This window comes from Olivibacter domesticus (genome assembly GCF_900109575.1).
Lineage (GTDB): Bacteria > Bacteroidota > Bacteroidia > Sphingobacteriales > Sphingobacteriaceae > Olivibacter > Olivibacter domesticus.
In genome coordinates this window covers 2,360,634-2,376,375 of sequence record NZ_FOAF01000001.1, presented here as the reverse complement: position 1 = coordinate 2,376,375, position 15,742 = coordinate 2,360,634, and the positions used below count along the sequence as shown (strand labels likewise).

Sequence of the window (15,742 nt, the reverse complement as noted above, 5' to 3'; positions counted from 1 at the left end):
GATCGTCATTTAAATTTTAATTAAAGTGTTCCTTTTATTTCAGATCAACTTTTAACACGTAACTATCTGCAGTAATGAATAATGTTTTATAATCTGCCGAAAACGCACAGTTAGAGGTTATAACATTTATTTTTATTCTACCCAGAACCATTCCTTTTTCATTGTAGATCCAAATGCCTCCAGGTCCTGGAGCAAAAACACGGCCCTTTCTGTCGATTTTAATGCCATCCGGACTTCTGTTCTCCTTTTGAAAGGCCCTGCTGCCATCGAAAAATATCCTTCCGTTGATAAGACCTCTTTTTTTGTCGAGATCATAGATATACCAATAAGGTTTTTTCGCATCAGAATTAGCAATCAGTAGGCTTTTTTCTCCGGGAAAAAATGCAATGCCATTTGGCCTTGTGAGGCTATCTATCAGCAGGGTAACCGTTCCCTCTTTCGATATTTTATAAACGCCTTGATAAGGCAATTCTTTTGCAGGATCTTCAACTCCTTTTTCTAGTCCGTACGGAGGATCTGTAAAATAAATATCCCCGTTACTTTTGATAGCAAGATCATTCGGGCTGTTAAACTTCTTTCCGTCGTACTGATTCGCAAGCGTGATAAATACCGGTTTCGGGTGGTCCAATGCGGCATTCATAATAGCAATTTGCCTATCTCCGTGCTGGCAAAGGACTAATTGGCCTTTGCTATTAACCGCAAGTCCGTTTGACCCTATTTCCCCTCCTCTGGGAGCCTTTTGGGAGTAGCCCGAAGGCTCAAGATAAAGTTCTTTGCCTTTTGCTGCCGTCCATTTGTAAATACGGTTTTTAAAAATATCAGAAAATAGTAGCATTTTTTGACTTTCTACCCATACCGGTCCTTCAACCCATTCAAAACCACTGGCAATGGTTTCTACTTCGGCATCTGTACTTATTATTGCATCCAATTCGGAGCTCATTTTTTCAATCACTGCTTTGGGAGTTTTATCTGTAGCCTGTGCCAATGTTAAATGCGCATGCAGAACAATCATAACAAAAAGGGAAAGTGATATTATGCTTTTTAGCTCAAATCGGTTTATCATGAATGTATAAATTGAAACAAACGATCGTGAAAGATAAAGAGAAAAGCTTAAAAATAGGTAATGATTTGAGTTTTAGATACAAAAAGTCGATGAAATGATACTATACAGAAGTAATATGGCTGTTGTGTCAATTTCGAGTTGCCGATCGAGCATCTCAGTTATTTTTTTGGCAAGTGTAAGCATGGCTTCTTCCTATGGATGGTCCCGATTAGGATGAACATAGGCGCGCACAGAACATTTTTTCTCTGTTAAAGTATAAGATAATGAACACTAGGAATAATCGCTGTTTTCAGGGATTGTTGAAAAAAATATTTTAGGGTAGTTTTGAATCTCAATTGATAGCTGAAAATTTCTGTAGACGTTAGGTGAGTTTATGGACTTTAGCTGCAAATGTTAACACAATGTATATTGTGTTGAGTTGCTGGATTTAAGAAGATGGTAAATCGTGAGATGCATAGCGTTTTACGGTTTATTGTTTGAGCCTTAAATTGAAGAACCTACCTAAGGATTACGGTTGGATACACGATCACGGTAGTGACTGCTTGCCTTTCTTGGCAAGCAGTCTGTTTTGTTTATTCATCGCCGCCGCATATCTTTTTCCTAATTTCGTAGCAGATATACTATCGAAATGAGTATGATCGCCAATGTCTTTTAGGCCTCTTGTAGAAACGACATCTATTACAGGTAGTTGGGTTTTTACTTGGCGGATTTCCATATTAATAGCCTCATAAGCATCATTATATCGTCCTAATTCTCCTACAACGAAAGGTAGACTCGGATTTTGTACTAATGTGCGAATATTGCTAACAAGTTCCTTCAGCTTTGGTAGATAATCACGCACGTCATGCTGATCACTTTCCCCCTGATGCCAAATAACTCCTTTAATAATACCACTTTGCATCGCTCGCTTGATCCGTACAAGGGCATCATCATAAGGGTGGGTATTTGTTCTGGTATCGTATGCCCCTGTTCGCCATTTGTTGATCGAGGTTCCACCAACAGCGCAAGGAACTAAGCCAATCTTCACCTCCTTGCCGGTGCTCTTTAGCATCTCCTGTGCGAACATCAACCCAGGTCCTACACCAGCAATTGCCTTATCAAAGTGTAAAGGATGTTTGGCAATTATCCATTGCCCTTCTTTATCTAAGCTCAAAATTCTATTGCTTGGTGCTTCTTTAAATTTAGCTGTTATCACGCCTCGTCCTGACATATTAGATTGTCCCATTAACAAATAGATATGGAAATTACTATCTACTTGAGCAATACATGTGAGGTTGGTGAATAGAAGAGTAACTAGCGCAGCTGCAAAAGTTTGCTTCGGAAGTTTTCGCTTGAATGACCAATGTTGTATAAAAATGTACATAATTTCGGGGGCTAAGATTATTCCTGATTGGTGGAGCTTTTACGTAAATATACCAATTTTACGGAAATATTGCCTTTTATGAAAAACGTTGTGAAGAGATGAGGCTTTATTTTTTTTTGTTACTGAATTTCAACCTACATTTTATAACTTGCAGCATATGTTTAATGGGGGCACTGTTCGTTTATTTTTATATAATCTCTTAATAAGAAATCCTTTATGATAAAACAAGTTCTTTTTTTAAGTCTTACGTTGCTCTTTTTTGGCTGTAAGTCAGCTCAACTATCTGACAAAAGCTACACCACTGATCATATTATCATAAAAAAAGTAAAAGATCATGTTTACCAGCATACAACGTTTTTAGAAACGGAGGATTTTGGCAAAGTGCCATGCAATGGGATGATTGTTTTTGATGGGAAAGAAGCCATTATTTTTGATACACCTGTTGATGATGCTACTTCCATGGAGCTGATAAGCTGGGTTAAGGACAGCTTGGATTGTAAAGTAAAAGCGATTATTCCAACTCATTTTCATTTCGATTGCCTAGGAGGACTAGGAGCGTTCCACGAACAAGGGATTCCCTCTTATGCCTTAAATCGAACCATAGCGACAGCCAAATCGAAGAACTATCCAACCCCAAAGAATGGCTTTGATCGTTTACTTAAACTTAACGTTGACAGCAAAGAAGTAATGGCGGAGTTTAATGGCGAGGGGCATACGAAAGATAATATCATTGGGTACTTTCCGAGCGAGAAAATAATGTTTGGTGGTTGCCTTATCAAAGAAATAGATGCTGGAAAGGGTAATTTGGAAGATGCAAATGTGAATGATTGGTCGGAAACAGTAATAAAGATTAAAGAGAAATATCCTGACACAGAAGTTGTAATTCCGGGGCATGGAGAATTGGGAGATAAGGCGTTATTGGACTACACAGTGAAATTGTTCCGAGAAAGCGATGTTAGCAAGTAAAGAATTTATTGGTTGTAAAGTACAGGAGAAAGATTTTTTTGCGAAGAACTTTAATAAAATATAGACAACGATAGAAATAAATGCGTTGGTAATCAACAAAAATCATTTGAACTGAAAATAAGCTACAAAATACATCAATCCGGAAGGATAGGTTCCGAATAGAATAATAAATAAAGTCAGCGTCAGTAAAACGATCACACTAATCAAATAAAAAATTGGATAAGCTCTTTTCTCTTTGAGCAGCACACCCCCTCGTCCGGAGAACATCTTGCTGATAATTCGCAAATAATAGTACAGACCTATCACACTGCTGATGACTAGTACGAAGGCAGTTAACCAAAAACCTGCCTGTAAGTTTGCGGCAAGTATGAGGAATTTACCAACGAAACCCGCCGTAAGTGGTATCCCTGCAAGTGAAAGTAGTGCTACGCTAAAAATGCAGGCGAGTAGCGGATGTTTCCAGAACAACCCTTTATAGCTTTCAATATCGTCGGCATCGTTCTCCTTAGTTGACAAAATGATCAGGATGCCGAAAGCGGTAAGGATCGTTATAACGTAGACCACTAGATAAAAACAAACAGATTGAAGACTCATGGTGCTACCGGGGATAAGAGCCACGAGCAAATAGCCGAGATGCGCAATGGATGAATAGGCGAGGATACGCTTCACATTCTTTTGCTGTAGCGCAAGGAGATTGCCAATGATCATAGATACCACGGCAATACTGATAAGTATAAGCATGAGGGTTTTGAATCGAAATCCATCGATTTCAATAAAAAAACGAAGAAGCACCGCCAAGACCCCGCCCTTTGAAACAGTGGCAATGAAGCCGGTAACGGGTGTAGGCGCTCCTTGGTAGATGTCGGCGGTCCACATATGGAAAGGAACAACTGCCAGCTTAAATCCTATTCCTACGAGCATCAATCCTAAACCGGTGAGAAACAGCGGCGGCAGCGAAGTTAGGGAATGCAAACTTTGCCCAATAGTCAGAAATTCCATGCTGCCTGTTTGAAGGTAAATCAAGGCCATACCAAAGAGAAGAAAAGCAGAAGAGAATGCTGCTAATATAAGGTACTTAATGCCAGCCTCAATGTTGTAATGCCTAGCTCTCAAATAGGCAATCAACCCATATAAGCCTACCGTCAGGATTTCAAGACCCAAAAATAGAGAGATAAAATGCTTGCTGACTGCTAAAACGCAGGCGCCGAGTGTACATAGAAAAAGCAGTACGTAGTATTCCTTTGGACTTTCTTCTTTTTCTTCAAAGTAGATATAGGAAAGAATGTTGACTATCAAGCCTGAAAAAATGATGAGTCCCATGATGAATAAGGAGAACCGATCAACAATCAATAATGGTTCAATAGGATGGGAAAATAGGTCATGCGCATAAAAAAGCGAAGAAAATGCAAGGACAAATAAGAATAAACTAGCGAACTGGATGGTACGATGACTAAGTTTAAGCGCAATAAGAAGCATAATCAGCACGGAAGAGCCGGCAAGTAATAGTAATGGAGAGAGCGCTATAAAATTGTTACCTAACATAGCTATGTGTGTTTGAAGGTACTAGTTCGGTCTTTACTTGTCGGACATTTTTTTCAGGAAGCGAATCAATTCGCTTGTTATTGATCAAAATATGTCCATATTCTTTTTCGATTAAGAACAGCTCCTCTAATTTCTTGATCGTTGGTCGGACTGTATTGATCACAGGTTGCGGATATAAACCCAGCCATATGATAGACAATAGAAGCGAGGCCATCAGGGTTATTTCCCGCCATGAAAAATCTTGAATTGGATCGAGGTTTTTTGATGCTCCCAAAAAAACTTGCTGGATTAATCGTAAGGAATAAATGGCAGAAAAAATCAGGCCGCATGTAGCTAGAATAGTAAGCCACACGTTGGCTTTAAAAGCTCCTAATAAAATAAGGAACTCGGCAATGAAATTGCCCAAGCCAGGTAAGCCTAAGGATGCCATGGCTAACAATATAGCTGAGGCTCCCATTTGTGGCATTTGAGTCCACAATCCGCCCATCAGCCTGAGGTCGCGGGTATGCAAACGCTCTTTCAGCATTCCTGCCATGATAAACAATGCACCGGTACTTATTGCATGAGTAACCAGCTGCATCACCACACCCTGTAAGGCCAATTCATTAAATGCAAAAATACCTAGCATTATAAAGCCCATATGGCTCACACTAGTATAAGCTATCAGGCGTTTAAGATCGGTCTGTGAATAGGCAAGGATGGCTCCGTAAATAATGCCAATCACTCCGAGCAGCATCGCCCATGGCGCTACCAATTGTGCCGCGCCCGGAAACAAGGGTAACACAAATCTTAATATGCCGTAAGCACCTGTTTTTAAGAGTAATCCAGCTAGTATTAAACTGCCAGCGGTAGGTGCCTCACTATGTGCATCCGGTAGCCAAGAATGGAAAGGCACGATCGGTAATTTCACGACAAAAGCAACCATAAAGCCGAGCATTAACCAAAAAGCTACGTTTGGTGCAATATCCGACCCCAGTAATTCGAAATAGTTGAAGGTATAATTGCCGGTATTACTGCCGTGAATAAAATAAATACCTAATATAGCCAAGAGCATCAGCAGGCCGCTGGCCTGTGTGAAGATAAAAAATTTGTAGGCTGCATATTCGCGATTTTCACTTCCCCATATACCAATTAAGAAATACATGGGAATGAGCATGACTTCCCAGAAGAAATAAAACAGGAACAGATCCATCGCCATGAATACACCCGAGATTCCAGCCAATATCCATAATAAATTGAAATGATAGAAACCTATACGTTCCTTCACCTCTTTCCATGAACATAATACCGCTAAGATTCCGAGGAAAAAAGTCAACACCAATAATAAAAGACTTAAGCCATCAATGGCTAAATGAAAACTAATCCCAAAAGTGGAGATCCAGTCATGCCTATATTCCATCATCCACGTTTCGGGAAGAAGGGTATTCATTATGCGGGATTGATCGATCCAGAAAGAAAGCAATAAGATAAAGCCAGTGGACACGGTGCAAAGCGCAATCCATTTGGGCAAGCTATTATTCCATTGTCCCATTAGGAGTGCAAGTACACCTCCTCCCATTAATAAGCCGATGAGATAAACGAGTATCATAATATTACTTGTATGCTTAATATGAGGATGGCACCTACAACCAACCCAATAATATACCACCTAAGTGATCCCGACTGTGTAAAGGATAGCGCTCTGTTAAGGCGAACCATCAGGATCGCAATTCCTTGATAAAATTTATCGATCACATCATTTTTGTTGATGCTGGCAATAAAAACGACTGGTTTTACGAGTAATACCTGATAAACTTGATCAAAACCCCAACCCGAAAACCAAAATCTATAAAGATGTATGAGTGGTGCGGATTGCTTTAATTTCTCAGTAAGCTGCGGTTTTCTATACCAGAGAATATACGCCATATAAATTCCGCCAAAAGTGACTAGCATTGCCAATAGCTGAAAAAGTAATTCTCCATGGATGCCAGCTTTTAAAATAGTTTCGGGCAGCACTTGATGTAGCAGATCGGAAAAAAGAGTGAGGTGCCCGAAATTATGTGGAAGCTCAATAAAACCCGCAAAAAGAGAAAAGAATGCCAAAATTGCTAAAGGGATGGTCATGAGCTTGCTTGGATAATGACTGACCGCTGTTTTTGCATCACCCCAAAACGTAAGCAGGAGCATCCGGGTGGTATAAACGGCTGTTAGGAATGCACCAAACAAGGCAATTAACCAGAGCGTGGTGTTTCCATGTTCACTGGCCCAGGCATACCACAGAATCTGATCCTTACTATAAAACCCAGCGCTAATGATGGGCAGGGCGGCGAGGGAAGCCGATCCTACAAGGAAAGTCCAAAAGATAACCGGTAGCTTACTTTTTAGTCCACCCATTCTGAACATATTGTGTTCATGATTTAATGCTTCTATTACAGCGCCTGCGGCCAAAAATAAAAGTGCTTTAAAAAAGGCGTGAATCATAAAATGGAAGATAGCGGCTGTCCAGGCTCCCAAGCCTAAGGCCAGAAACATATAACCGATCTGACTAATGGTCGAATAGGCTAATACCCGCTTAATATCATATTGTGTAAGTGCGCTGAAACCGGCGATGAGTAAGGTTGCTGCACCGATGCCAGCGACGACCATTTGTGCAATTGGCGAAAGCTGAAAAATAACATGCATCCGGGCAACAAGATATACGCCTGCCGTTACCATGGTAGCGGCATGAATGAGCGCACTCACAGGTGATGGCCCGGCCATTGCATCAGGTAACCAGGTTTGTAAGGGCAACTGTGCTGATTTTCCGACACCCCCAGCAAGCAGTAGGAGAGCGGTGACTGTTGTTATTGTTGCTCCTTCATGCCAGGTAGTCGGGGTTAAAGCTAAAATATCAGGGATTGACAAGGTGCCAAATTGGTAGAAGAGCACAAAAAGCCCAATGGCCATGGCTGTGTCTCCAATGCGGGTAATGATAAAAGCTTTGCGGGCAGCGTAGCCATTACTTGGATTTTCATACCAGAAGCCAATGAGCAGGTAACTGCAGAGGCCCACACCCTCCCATCCCAAATACAGCAACAATAAATTATCAGCCAACACGAGAAGGAGCATGGAAACTACAAAGAGGTTCATACAAGCAAAAAAGCGAGCATAATCTTTGTCGGCCGCCATGAATGCCACCGAATAGATATGAATGAGGGCGCCAATGAAAGTGATGACAAAAACGAAAACGAGCGATAACGCGTCTAGGTAAAGTGTGATCTTTGGGATGAATGTAGCCACCTCGAACCAGGTCCATAAGGTTTGAGAATAGTGCCCGTCTGCTGGTGTCGAGCTAAGAAAGTTCAAGCCAATGAATAACGTTAGGATAGCCGAAAGACTAACGCTTCCTGCACCAATTATGGCCGTCCAAAAACGTGATAAATGTTTACCCCACAATGCCAGTAGTATAAAACCGACAAGGGGAAAAGCAGGTATGAGCCATAATAGGTGATCCATCATATACTATCCTTTCATTTCTTTTAACTTGTCAATATCCAGTGATCTATGCTGGTGATAAATCCGCAGAATGAGGGCTAGGCCAACAGAAACTTCTGCAGCTGCCATTGCCAGGATAAAGATGAACATCACTTGTCCATCAGGCTGTGCCCAGCGTGAGCCTGCTGCAATGAAAGCTAAACCGGCGGCATTGAGCATAATTTCAACGGAGAGCAGCATAAAAATGATGTTCTTTCGGATGATAACGCCTACAATGCCGAGTACAAACAGGAGACCTGCAAGTAGCATTACTATTTCGATCGCTATTGGTGTGTTCATTGTGGTTCCTCCTCTTTTAGAAAGCGGTGTAAAACTGTTTTTTTCTGTTGCCCAATATGAGCCGCGCCCACTACACCTGCCATTAATAACATGGCTGCCAGCTCCACCCCAATAAGGTAGGGCGTAAATAAGGAAATGGCGACAGCTTTGGAATCTACTGTTTGCAGGTTGTAAGACGGTGGTTGGGCGGTGATGATCAAATAAAATAATTCAGCCAAAAGGATGGTCGACAAAATTACTGGGCCAATCCAAACGGTTGGTTTAAGCCATGCTTTTTCTTGTGCGGCGGTTTCCTTTCCTAAATTTAACAGCATAATCACAAAAATGAAGAGCACCATAATGGCTCCGGCATAGATGATGATTTCCAGCAAGGCCACAAAGGGGGCGCCGAGTAAGAAAAAGATTACTGATAAAGACAGCAACGAAATAACGAGGTATAGCAGGGCATGTACCGGATTATGTCGGGTGATAACCATGATCGTAGAAAACAAGGTCACAAAAGCGGTTATGTAGAAAAAAATATCCATTTTAAGGCAATAAGCTATGTATGTCAATTGGTGGATCTTCATTGTCGCCTTCGCCTTTTTCCTTTACACCTATTGCTAGTCCGGCAACTTTATAATAATTATACCCAGGGTATTTTCCTTGTCCATCTATCAGCAAATCTTCTTTCTCATAAACAAGGTTCTGCCGGTTATATTCAGCCATTTCAAAATCGGGAATTAACTGTATAGCGTATGTAGGGCAGGCCTCCTCGCAATAACCACAAAAGATGCAGCGCGAGAAATTGATACGGAAAAAAGCTGGGTATCGCCGGCCATGCTCATCCTCGGTCGCTTGTAATGAAATACAGTCGACCGGGCATGCCGCAGCACATAAATAGCATCCAACACAGCGCTCGCCCATATCCGGATCGCGCGTCAAGACAATTCTTCCCCGCCAACGTGGATGGAGTACGACCTTTTCCTCTGGGTATTGTATGGTTTCTCTTTTTCTGAACATATGCAGAAAGGTGAGTGCCATTGTTCTTAGTAAACTAATCATCGTTTCTTTTTTTTATTTATCCTCACGCTGTTCTTTTCTCTTGAAAGATTCTTGTTCTTTTCTCTTGAAAGAAAAGGAACCAAAAGTTCAAGGCTATGTAAAATTTGTCGTTTCGGCTACGCCATACAGTATGTCACAACGCCGAGGCCGCCAAAACGCAAATCTTTCGCAGGGCTGGTGTTGTTGGCTAATGCTTACCTGCATGCTTCTACTGCACTGTATGGCTGCCTTCACGTCCAAATTTTCCGAGGCCGTTAACGGGCCGGTGCAAGTAATAACTGTTTGCATACATTAAAACTCCATCCATTTCACTCCTTTTTTTAACTCAAACTACCCAAGGCCATTAATAATCTAATGTCTTGTTGTGTCGATACTCCTTGTGGTTTGTACCAACCCTCCGTTCTGCTCTTTGCTCGCCTAGGAGATTTTGCTGACTGCAGTGGGACGCACTACCATTGTAGCAAAAGATCCAAGCGACGGCGTTTTTGCTTCTTTTTTCGCTGAAGAAAAAAGAAGGACCAAATAATCATTTATCCATCATTAACACAATTCCACCAGTCACCAATAAATTCAATAAAGCAACCGGTAATAATATTTTCCAACCATATTCCATCAGCTGATCATACCGGGGTCTCGGAAGGGAGGCCCTTAATAGGATGAAAAGCAAGATGAAAACAAAAGTTTTCAGTATAAACCAAACAAGAGGAGGCAGGAATGCTGGTCCTAACCATCCACCTAGAAACAGCGTAGTTATCATGGCGGAAATGAGGGTAATCCCTAAATATTCGCCAATAAAAAACATCCCGAATTTCATGCCCGAATATTCCGAATGGAAGCCAGCTACCAGTTCGCTTTCCGCCTCTGGAATATCAAAAGGCAGCCGATGTGTTTCGGCAATGCCTGCTATCAAAAACACAACAAAAGCCACCGGCTGTGTAATGATAAACCAATATTCTTTTTGGGCAAGCACAATATCTGTCAGCCTAAAGGAACCGGAGAGCATCACAACCCCCATCAGTGAAAGTCCCATAAAAACTTCATAACTGATCATTTGTGAGGCTCCACGTAATGCCCCTAATAGGGAGTATTTATTATTGGACGCCCAACCTCCCAGTACAATACTGTAAACACCTAAGGAAGACATGGCTAAGAAGAACAGCAAACCTACATTTAAATCAGCAATGAGTATGCCTGGTGCAAAAGGAATGATCACAAAGCTCATGAGTACTGCTGCTGCAACAATAGCCGGTGCAAATACAAAGATCTTTTTATCTGCAAAGGGGGGAATCCAATCTTCCTTGAAGAAGAGTTTAAGGGTATCGGCTACTACAATGAACAAACCAAAGGGACCCGCGCGATTCGGACCATACCTGTCCTGCCAGAGGGCCAGCATTCGCCGTTCCAGCCAAATCAACCAGGCGGCAACCGTAGTAAGCGCAAATAACGCAATTACAATCAGTAAGATATATCGAAGTACCTCATTCATGATGCTATTGTTTTTAAAATTCCTTTGGCCGGCCAGGAAATACCGCTCAATCCTGAAACGTGATCGGGTATACCCACCAAGCCACTAGGTAGCTCATTCCTAATAGTTGCAGGCAACTCATAATCCTGTTCGGCGATGGTTACTCGTATCGACTGGTTTTCATTAATATTTAAATCCTCCGCATCCTGTCGGCTTATAACAGCATACGGATGAGGGGTACGTTCTGCAATGCCATGTGTGTAAATACTGAGTTCTTCAGAACCAAATATATGTTGCAGAGGTATCACCAGCCATTCGCCTGGCAGTGCTTGGTAAGCGGTAGGGATGTCGTCAAAAAAGATCTTTTCGACCGCCGAAACTTTCTGAAATAACCTTTTACCTGTATCACCTCCCCGTATAGCGCCACCAATCTCCTCCTGGTATTTATTGACCGACTGTACCGAGTTCCAGCCGGGAGACCAAAAAAAGGGGGTGAGTGGTGCAGGAGGTATTCCTCTGTATCCCTCCATCGTATATGATAATGGAGAATCGCTGTCTTCCGGAGGCTTGGGTTCACTCACCTGAATATTGGCCAGCATCGCTGTACGGCCGCTGTAACGATGCGGTTCGCGAGGGATTTTTTGCCCAGCAATGCGGAAATCGGCCGATGGAGCTGCTTCTTCTGCTCCTTTAAATTGGGGCATAAGGGTGACTAGCTCCGCCATCAAATCACCCGGTTCGTTTAAATCTTCGAGGCTTGCGCCCTTTTTAAATTGCCTAAACTCATCCAACCATCTCCAGCTCTCTCTAAAATTTTCATTTTTAGGTCTAAATACCTGAAAGAAACATTGTGCTCTTCCTTCATTATTTACTAAGGTACCGGCTGCCTCTGCAAAAGTGGCAGCCGGTATCAATACCGTTGCCTGATTGCTGGTCGCGTTATGTAAATGATCCAGTACGATGAGCTCTCCGCACTGTTCGAACAAATGGTCTATCGTTGCTTTGGCATCACGACGGTATAGATCATTTTCCAGAATAATCACTGTATTTGCCTCTTTCATTTTTAGTGCTGCTCTTGCCTGCTCTAATGATGGTGCCTGCATCATTGCCAATCCCATCGAATTGCATTCCTCCACGACATAAAACACGCTTGCCTTTTTATCTTCACTGCCAAGGCTTACTGCAATATTGGCTACGGCTTTAAGAATTGCTTCATTATGCAGACTTGTTCCGCAAATAATTAAGGGCTTTTCTGCTCGTTTCAGTGTGTTTGCTATGTGCTGGGCAATTTTTAAGACGTCTTCATCGATTTCCTGCGGTGCAGGAGCGGTATCGTTCAACAGATTGGCAATAGCAAAACCCAATCGGGCGATATCGTCTGGAGATAGGTGCTGGCAATTGTCTGCAAGTGCATCTAACTTGGTTTTCGTTGGATAGGCGATAAAGAGCGGTCCTTTCTTTTCTTGAGCAAATTCGCGCCGAGCGGCGTCATGCCAAGAGGGGATACCAATTTCCTGTGCCTTTTCAAAAGGTCTCCGTTGTACCGCTTGGCGTACTGTCAATGCCAGCAAAGGGGCCGCATTGGTAAGATCTTCTCCTAATATGAAGATAGCATCGGCCGATTCGGTTTCTTTTAAAGATGGTGTATGGACATGGCCGGAATTTATGGTGTGAAGTATTGTTTGCATGAGCTGTGCATCCCTTTCGGAAATACCCTGATAAAAATTTTCTTTGCCAACGAGTTGCATTAAAGCAAAGTTTGATTCCAGGGATGCCCGTGGAGAACCGATGCCGATGATGTTGCGATTGGATATAGCGGCTTTTAAGTGATTATACAGGGTGTTTTTGTCGACCGCCTCTGGGATTTTAGAACGGATGATAGGCTGTTGAATGCGGTTCATACTATTTACAAATTCGTAACCAAAACGGCCTTTATCGCAAATAAAATAGCCATTTACTTCGCCATTATAGCGGTTTGTGATTTGTCGGAGCTCTCCATAACGCTCTCCGGCAATAATATTGCATCCTAAGCTACAATGCTGACAAATCGAGGGAGCCATAGTCATATCCCATTTTCGGGTATAATGTTCTTTTAAACTTTTATCGGTAAATACACCCGTTGGGCAAACCTCTGCCAGGTTGCCGCTAAATTCGTTTTCGAGCACGCCATCGTTAGCCCTTCCAAAATAGATATGATCATGGGCAGCAAAGGCATCGAGATCTTTTCCACCGGCATAGTCTTTATAAAAGCGGACGCAGCGGTAACATTGTATGCAACGGTTCATTTCATGGTTAATGAAAGGACCGAGATATTGGTTTTTATAGGTACGCTTGGGATATTGGAAACGGCGATAGGCATGGCCGGTCATTACCGTCATATCCTGTAGATGGCAGGAACCGCCTTCATCACAAACGGCGCAGTCATGGGGGTGATTCGTCATGAGCCACTCGATGATCTGCGAACGGAAGGCTTTGGCCATGGGGTCGCTAATGGATAGATACATGTTATCCTTCACCGCTTCCATGCACGACATCATGAGTCTGCCTTGGGTGTCGTCCTTATCCTTAAAAATTTTGACGGCGCATTGGCGACAAGCACCTACGGAGCCCATCGCTGGGTGCCAGCAAAAATAGGGGAGGTTAAAACCCAGCGTAAGGCAGGATTCCAGCAGGTTTTTGCCTGCCTTCACTTCATAAGCCCGATGATCAATGTAGATGACTGCCATTTCGTTCTTCGTCCCAAGGACATTTTTTTTCGTGTATATGCTTTTCGAAATCTTCTCTGAAATATTTTAGTCCGCTTTGTAAGGGCTCCATCGCCCCCGGTGCTAAGGCACAGAAGGTACTCCCCGGACCCAAGTGTTTGGTGTGCGTTTCTAGCAGCTCCAGATCTTCAAGCCTCCCTTGCCCGTTTTCAAGCGAGAGCAAGATTTTTTCTGTCCAAGGTAAACCTTCCCGGCAAGGGGTACACCAACCGCAGGATTCCTGCGCAAAGAAATGCTCTAGGTTATGTATAAAACCAACAGGACAGGTATGATCATCGAGGATGATCATGGTGCCGGTACCTAAACGACTGCCAACTGCTGCCACAGATTGGTAGTCCATTTTAACATCGAGATGCTCGGTCACTAGGAAATCAGTAGAAGCACCTCCCGGAAGGGCTCCACGGAATTGGAAACCAGGTTTCATCCCACCGGCATGTTCTTCAAGGAGCTCACGCACGGTGGTGCCCATAGGCAATTCCCATAAGCCTGGCTCATTGACCTGTCCGCTAACACCATATAATTTGGTGCCGGCATCGGCCCCTAGGCCGAGCGCTTTAAACCATGCCGCTCCATTATTGATGATATGTGGAATGTTGCAGAGTGTTTCTACATTATTTACAATAGTAGGTTTGCCAAATAAGCCGCTCACCTGTGGGAAGGGTGGTTTGGTGCGCGGGGTAGCCCTTTTTCCTTCCAGCGCATTGAGTAAGGCTGTTTCTTCTCCACAAATATATCGACCAACGCCGGTATGCAAATGCATTTCGAGGTTAAAACCACTGCCTAAGATATTTTTTCCGAGGTAGCCTGCAGCATAAGCCTCATTGATTGCTTCTTTAATAATCCGTGCAGCCTTTTTATATGCCCAGCGTAAGAAAATGTAGGAGGTATTCGCCTGTATCGCATAAGCGGAAACAATCATCCCTTCGATTAGCTGATGGGGATTACCCTCTAGCAGCAAACGATCCTTGAAGGTTCCTGGTTCCATCTCATCAGCATTCGCAATTAGGTATTTCGTTTGAGTAGCATCGTCCATTGGAACGAAGCTCCATTTCATGCCAGTGTTGAAGCCTGCGCCGCCACGACCTCGTAGCTCCGAATCTTGGACTGTTTTTGTGATCTCTTGAGGTGTGAAGGATTTAAGCGCCCTATGCACAGCTTGATAGCCGCCCACAGCTGTATAATCCTTGAGGTTCAACCAAGGATGGTTTGCGCTAATGTGCTGTGTTAGGGGCCTTTCCATAAGACGGTTTATTTGTATTCTTCTAGTATTTCATCTAGACTATCATTCGTTAAATCTCGATATAGATCATTATTAATCATGAGTGCCGGCGCATGATCGCAGCAGCCTAAACATGCATTAGGTAAAAGGGTAAACCGAGCATCAGCAGTAGTTTCGCCAAATTTGATATGCAATCGGTTTTGCAAGTGCTGATAGATTTTTTTATAGCCCATTACATAGCAACTGATGCTATCACATAGTAAAATAATGTTCCTGCCCACAGGCTTACGAAAAATGAGATTATAAAAAGTTGCCACACTATCTAACTCCTCAGCAGACATTTCCATGTATTCGGCAATATCCCGAAGGCTTTCATCTGAAACCCATCCACGCTGCTGCTGAACAATTTTCAACGCCTCAATGCATGCTGACTTCCTAATGGGTACGAGCGCAATTTCGTGGTCTAACTTTTTTATTTCTTTCGCTGATAGCATTGTTTTTTCTGTCTAAAATTTATCTTTCG

The 15,742-nt window shown here is 42.8% G+C and carries 13 protein-coding genes; 1 reads left to right on the top strand and 12 read right to left on the bottom strand.

Features of this window, described 5'->3' with window-relative positions; genetic code table 11:
* Positions 1-34: 34 nt before the first annotated feature.
* The gene (locus tag BMY50_RS10315) at positions 35-1,063 is read right to left on the bottom strand and encodes an SMP-30/gluconolactonase/LRE family protein (protein ID WP_093323193.1); all 1,029 of its coding nucleotides are present in this window, start codon (positions 1,061-1,063) and stop codon (positions 35-37) included.
* Between the two features lie 526 nt (positions 1,064-1,589).
* Entirely contained in the window at positions 1,590-2,426 is an 837-nt protein-coding gene (locus BMY50_RS10310) for a sialate O-acetylesterase (protein ID WP_093323191.1), read from the bottom strand.
* 216 nt (positions 2,427-2,642) lie between these two features.
* Here BMY50_RS10310 and bla point away from each other — a divergent pair, with 216 nt between their 5' ends.
* Positions 2,643-3,392 carry a subclass B1 metallo-beta-lactamase gene (gene bla, locus BMY50_RS10305; RefSeq protein ID WP_093323189.1) on the top strand — a complete coding sequence of 250 codons (750 nt, stop codon included), beginning with the start codon at positions 2,643-2,645 and terminating at the stop codon, positions 3,390-3,392.
* A gap of 102 nt (positions 3,393-3,494) precedes the next feature.
* Here bla and BMY50_RS10300 read toward each other — a convergent pair whose 3' ends face one another.
* From BMY50_RS10300 to nuoE, 10 genes are all read right to left on the bottom strand, one after another.
* On the bottom strand, positions 3,495-4,934 hold the full coding sequence (locus tag BMY50_RS10300) for an NADH-quinone oxidoreductase subunit N (protein WP_093323187.1): 1,440 nt from the start codon (positions 4,932-4,934) through the stop codon (positions 3,495-3,497).
* A complete protein-coding gene (gene nuoM, locus BMY50_RS10295) occupies positions 4,924-6,522 on the bottom strand; it encodes an NADH-quinone oxidoreductase subunit M (RefSeq protein WP_093323185.1) in 1,599 nt (532 codons plus the stop codon). The genes BMY50_RS10300 and nuoM overlap by 11 nt, the downstream gene beginning before the upstream one ends.
* Entirely contained in the window at positions 6,519-8,411 is a 1,893-nt protein-coding gene (gene nuoL / locus BMY50_RS10290; protein WP_238383716.1) for an NADH-quinone oxidoreductase subunit L, read from the bottom strand. Before nuoL ends, nuoM begins: the two co-directional genes overlap by 4 nt.
* Positions 8,412-8,414: 3 nt before the next feature.
* Positions 8,415-8,726 (bottom strand): NADH-quinone oxidoreductase subunit NuoK, encoded by a 312-nt coding sequence (gene nuoK / locus BMY50_RS10285; protein ID WP_093323183.1) that lies wholly within the window; start codon positions 8,724-8,726, stop codon positions 8,415-8,417.
* The gene (gene nuoJ, locus BMY50_RS10280) at positions 8,723-9,253 is read right to left on the bottom strand and encodes an NADH-quinone oxidoreductase subunit J (RefSeq protein WP_093323181.1); all 531 of its coding nucleotides are present in this window, start codon (positions 9,251-9,253) and stop codon (positions 8,723-8,725) included. The genes nuoK and nuoJ overlap by 4 nt, the downstream gene beginning before the upstream one ends.
* Position 9,254: 1 nt before the next feature.
* Positions 9,255-9,770, bottom strand: coding sequence for an NADH-quinone oxidoreductase subunit NuoI (gene nuoI, locus BMY50_RS10275; protein WP_093323178.1), 516 nt, complete (start codon positions 9,768-9,770; stop codon positions 9,255-9,257).
* 526 nt (positions 9,771-10,296) lie between these two features.
* Positions 10,297-11,256, bottom strand: a complete 960-nt coding sequence (nuoH, locus tag BMY50_RS10270; protein ID WP_093323176.1) for an NADH-quinone oxidoreductase subunit NuoH — start codon at positions 11,254-11,256, stop codon at positions 10,297-10,299.
* Positions 11,253-13,961: an NADH-quinone oxidoreductase subunit NuoG gene (gene nuoG / locus BMY50_RS10265; RefSeq protein WP_093323172.1), complete on the bottom strand. Its 2,709-nt coding sequence runs from the start codon at positions 13,959-13,961 to the stop codon at positions 11,253-11,255. The genes nuoH and nuoG overlap by 4 nt, the downstream gene beginning before the upstream one ends.
* Positions 13,942-15,240, bottom strand: coding sequence for an NADH-quinone oxidoreductase subunit NuoF (nuoF, locus tag BMY50_RS10260; protein WP_202907782.1), 1,299 nt, complete (start codon positions 15,238-15,240; stop codon positions 13,942-13,944). The genes nuoG and nuoF overlap by 20 nt, the downstream gene beginning before the upstream one ends.
* Positions 15,241-15,248: 8 nt before the next feature.
* The gene (nuoE, locus tag BMY50_RS10255; protein ID WP_093323167.1) at positions 15,249-15,713 is read right to left on the bottom strand and encodes an NADH-quinone oxidoreductase subunit NuoE; all 465 of its coding nucleotides are present in this window, start codon (positions 15,711-15,713) and stop codon (positions 15,249-15,251) included.
* Between the last annotated feature and the right edge of the window lie 29 nt (positions 15,714-15,742).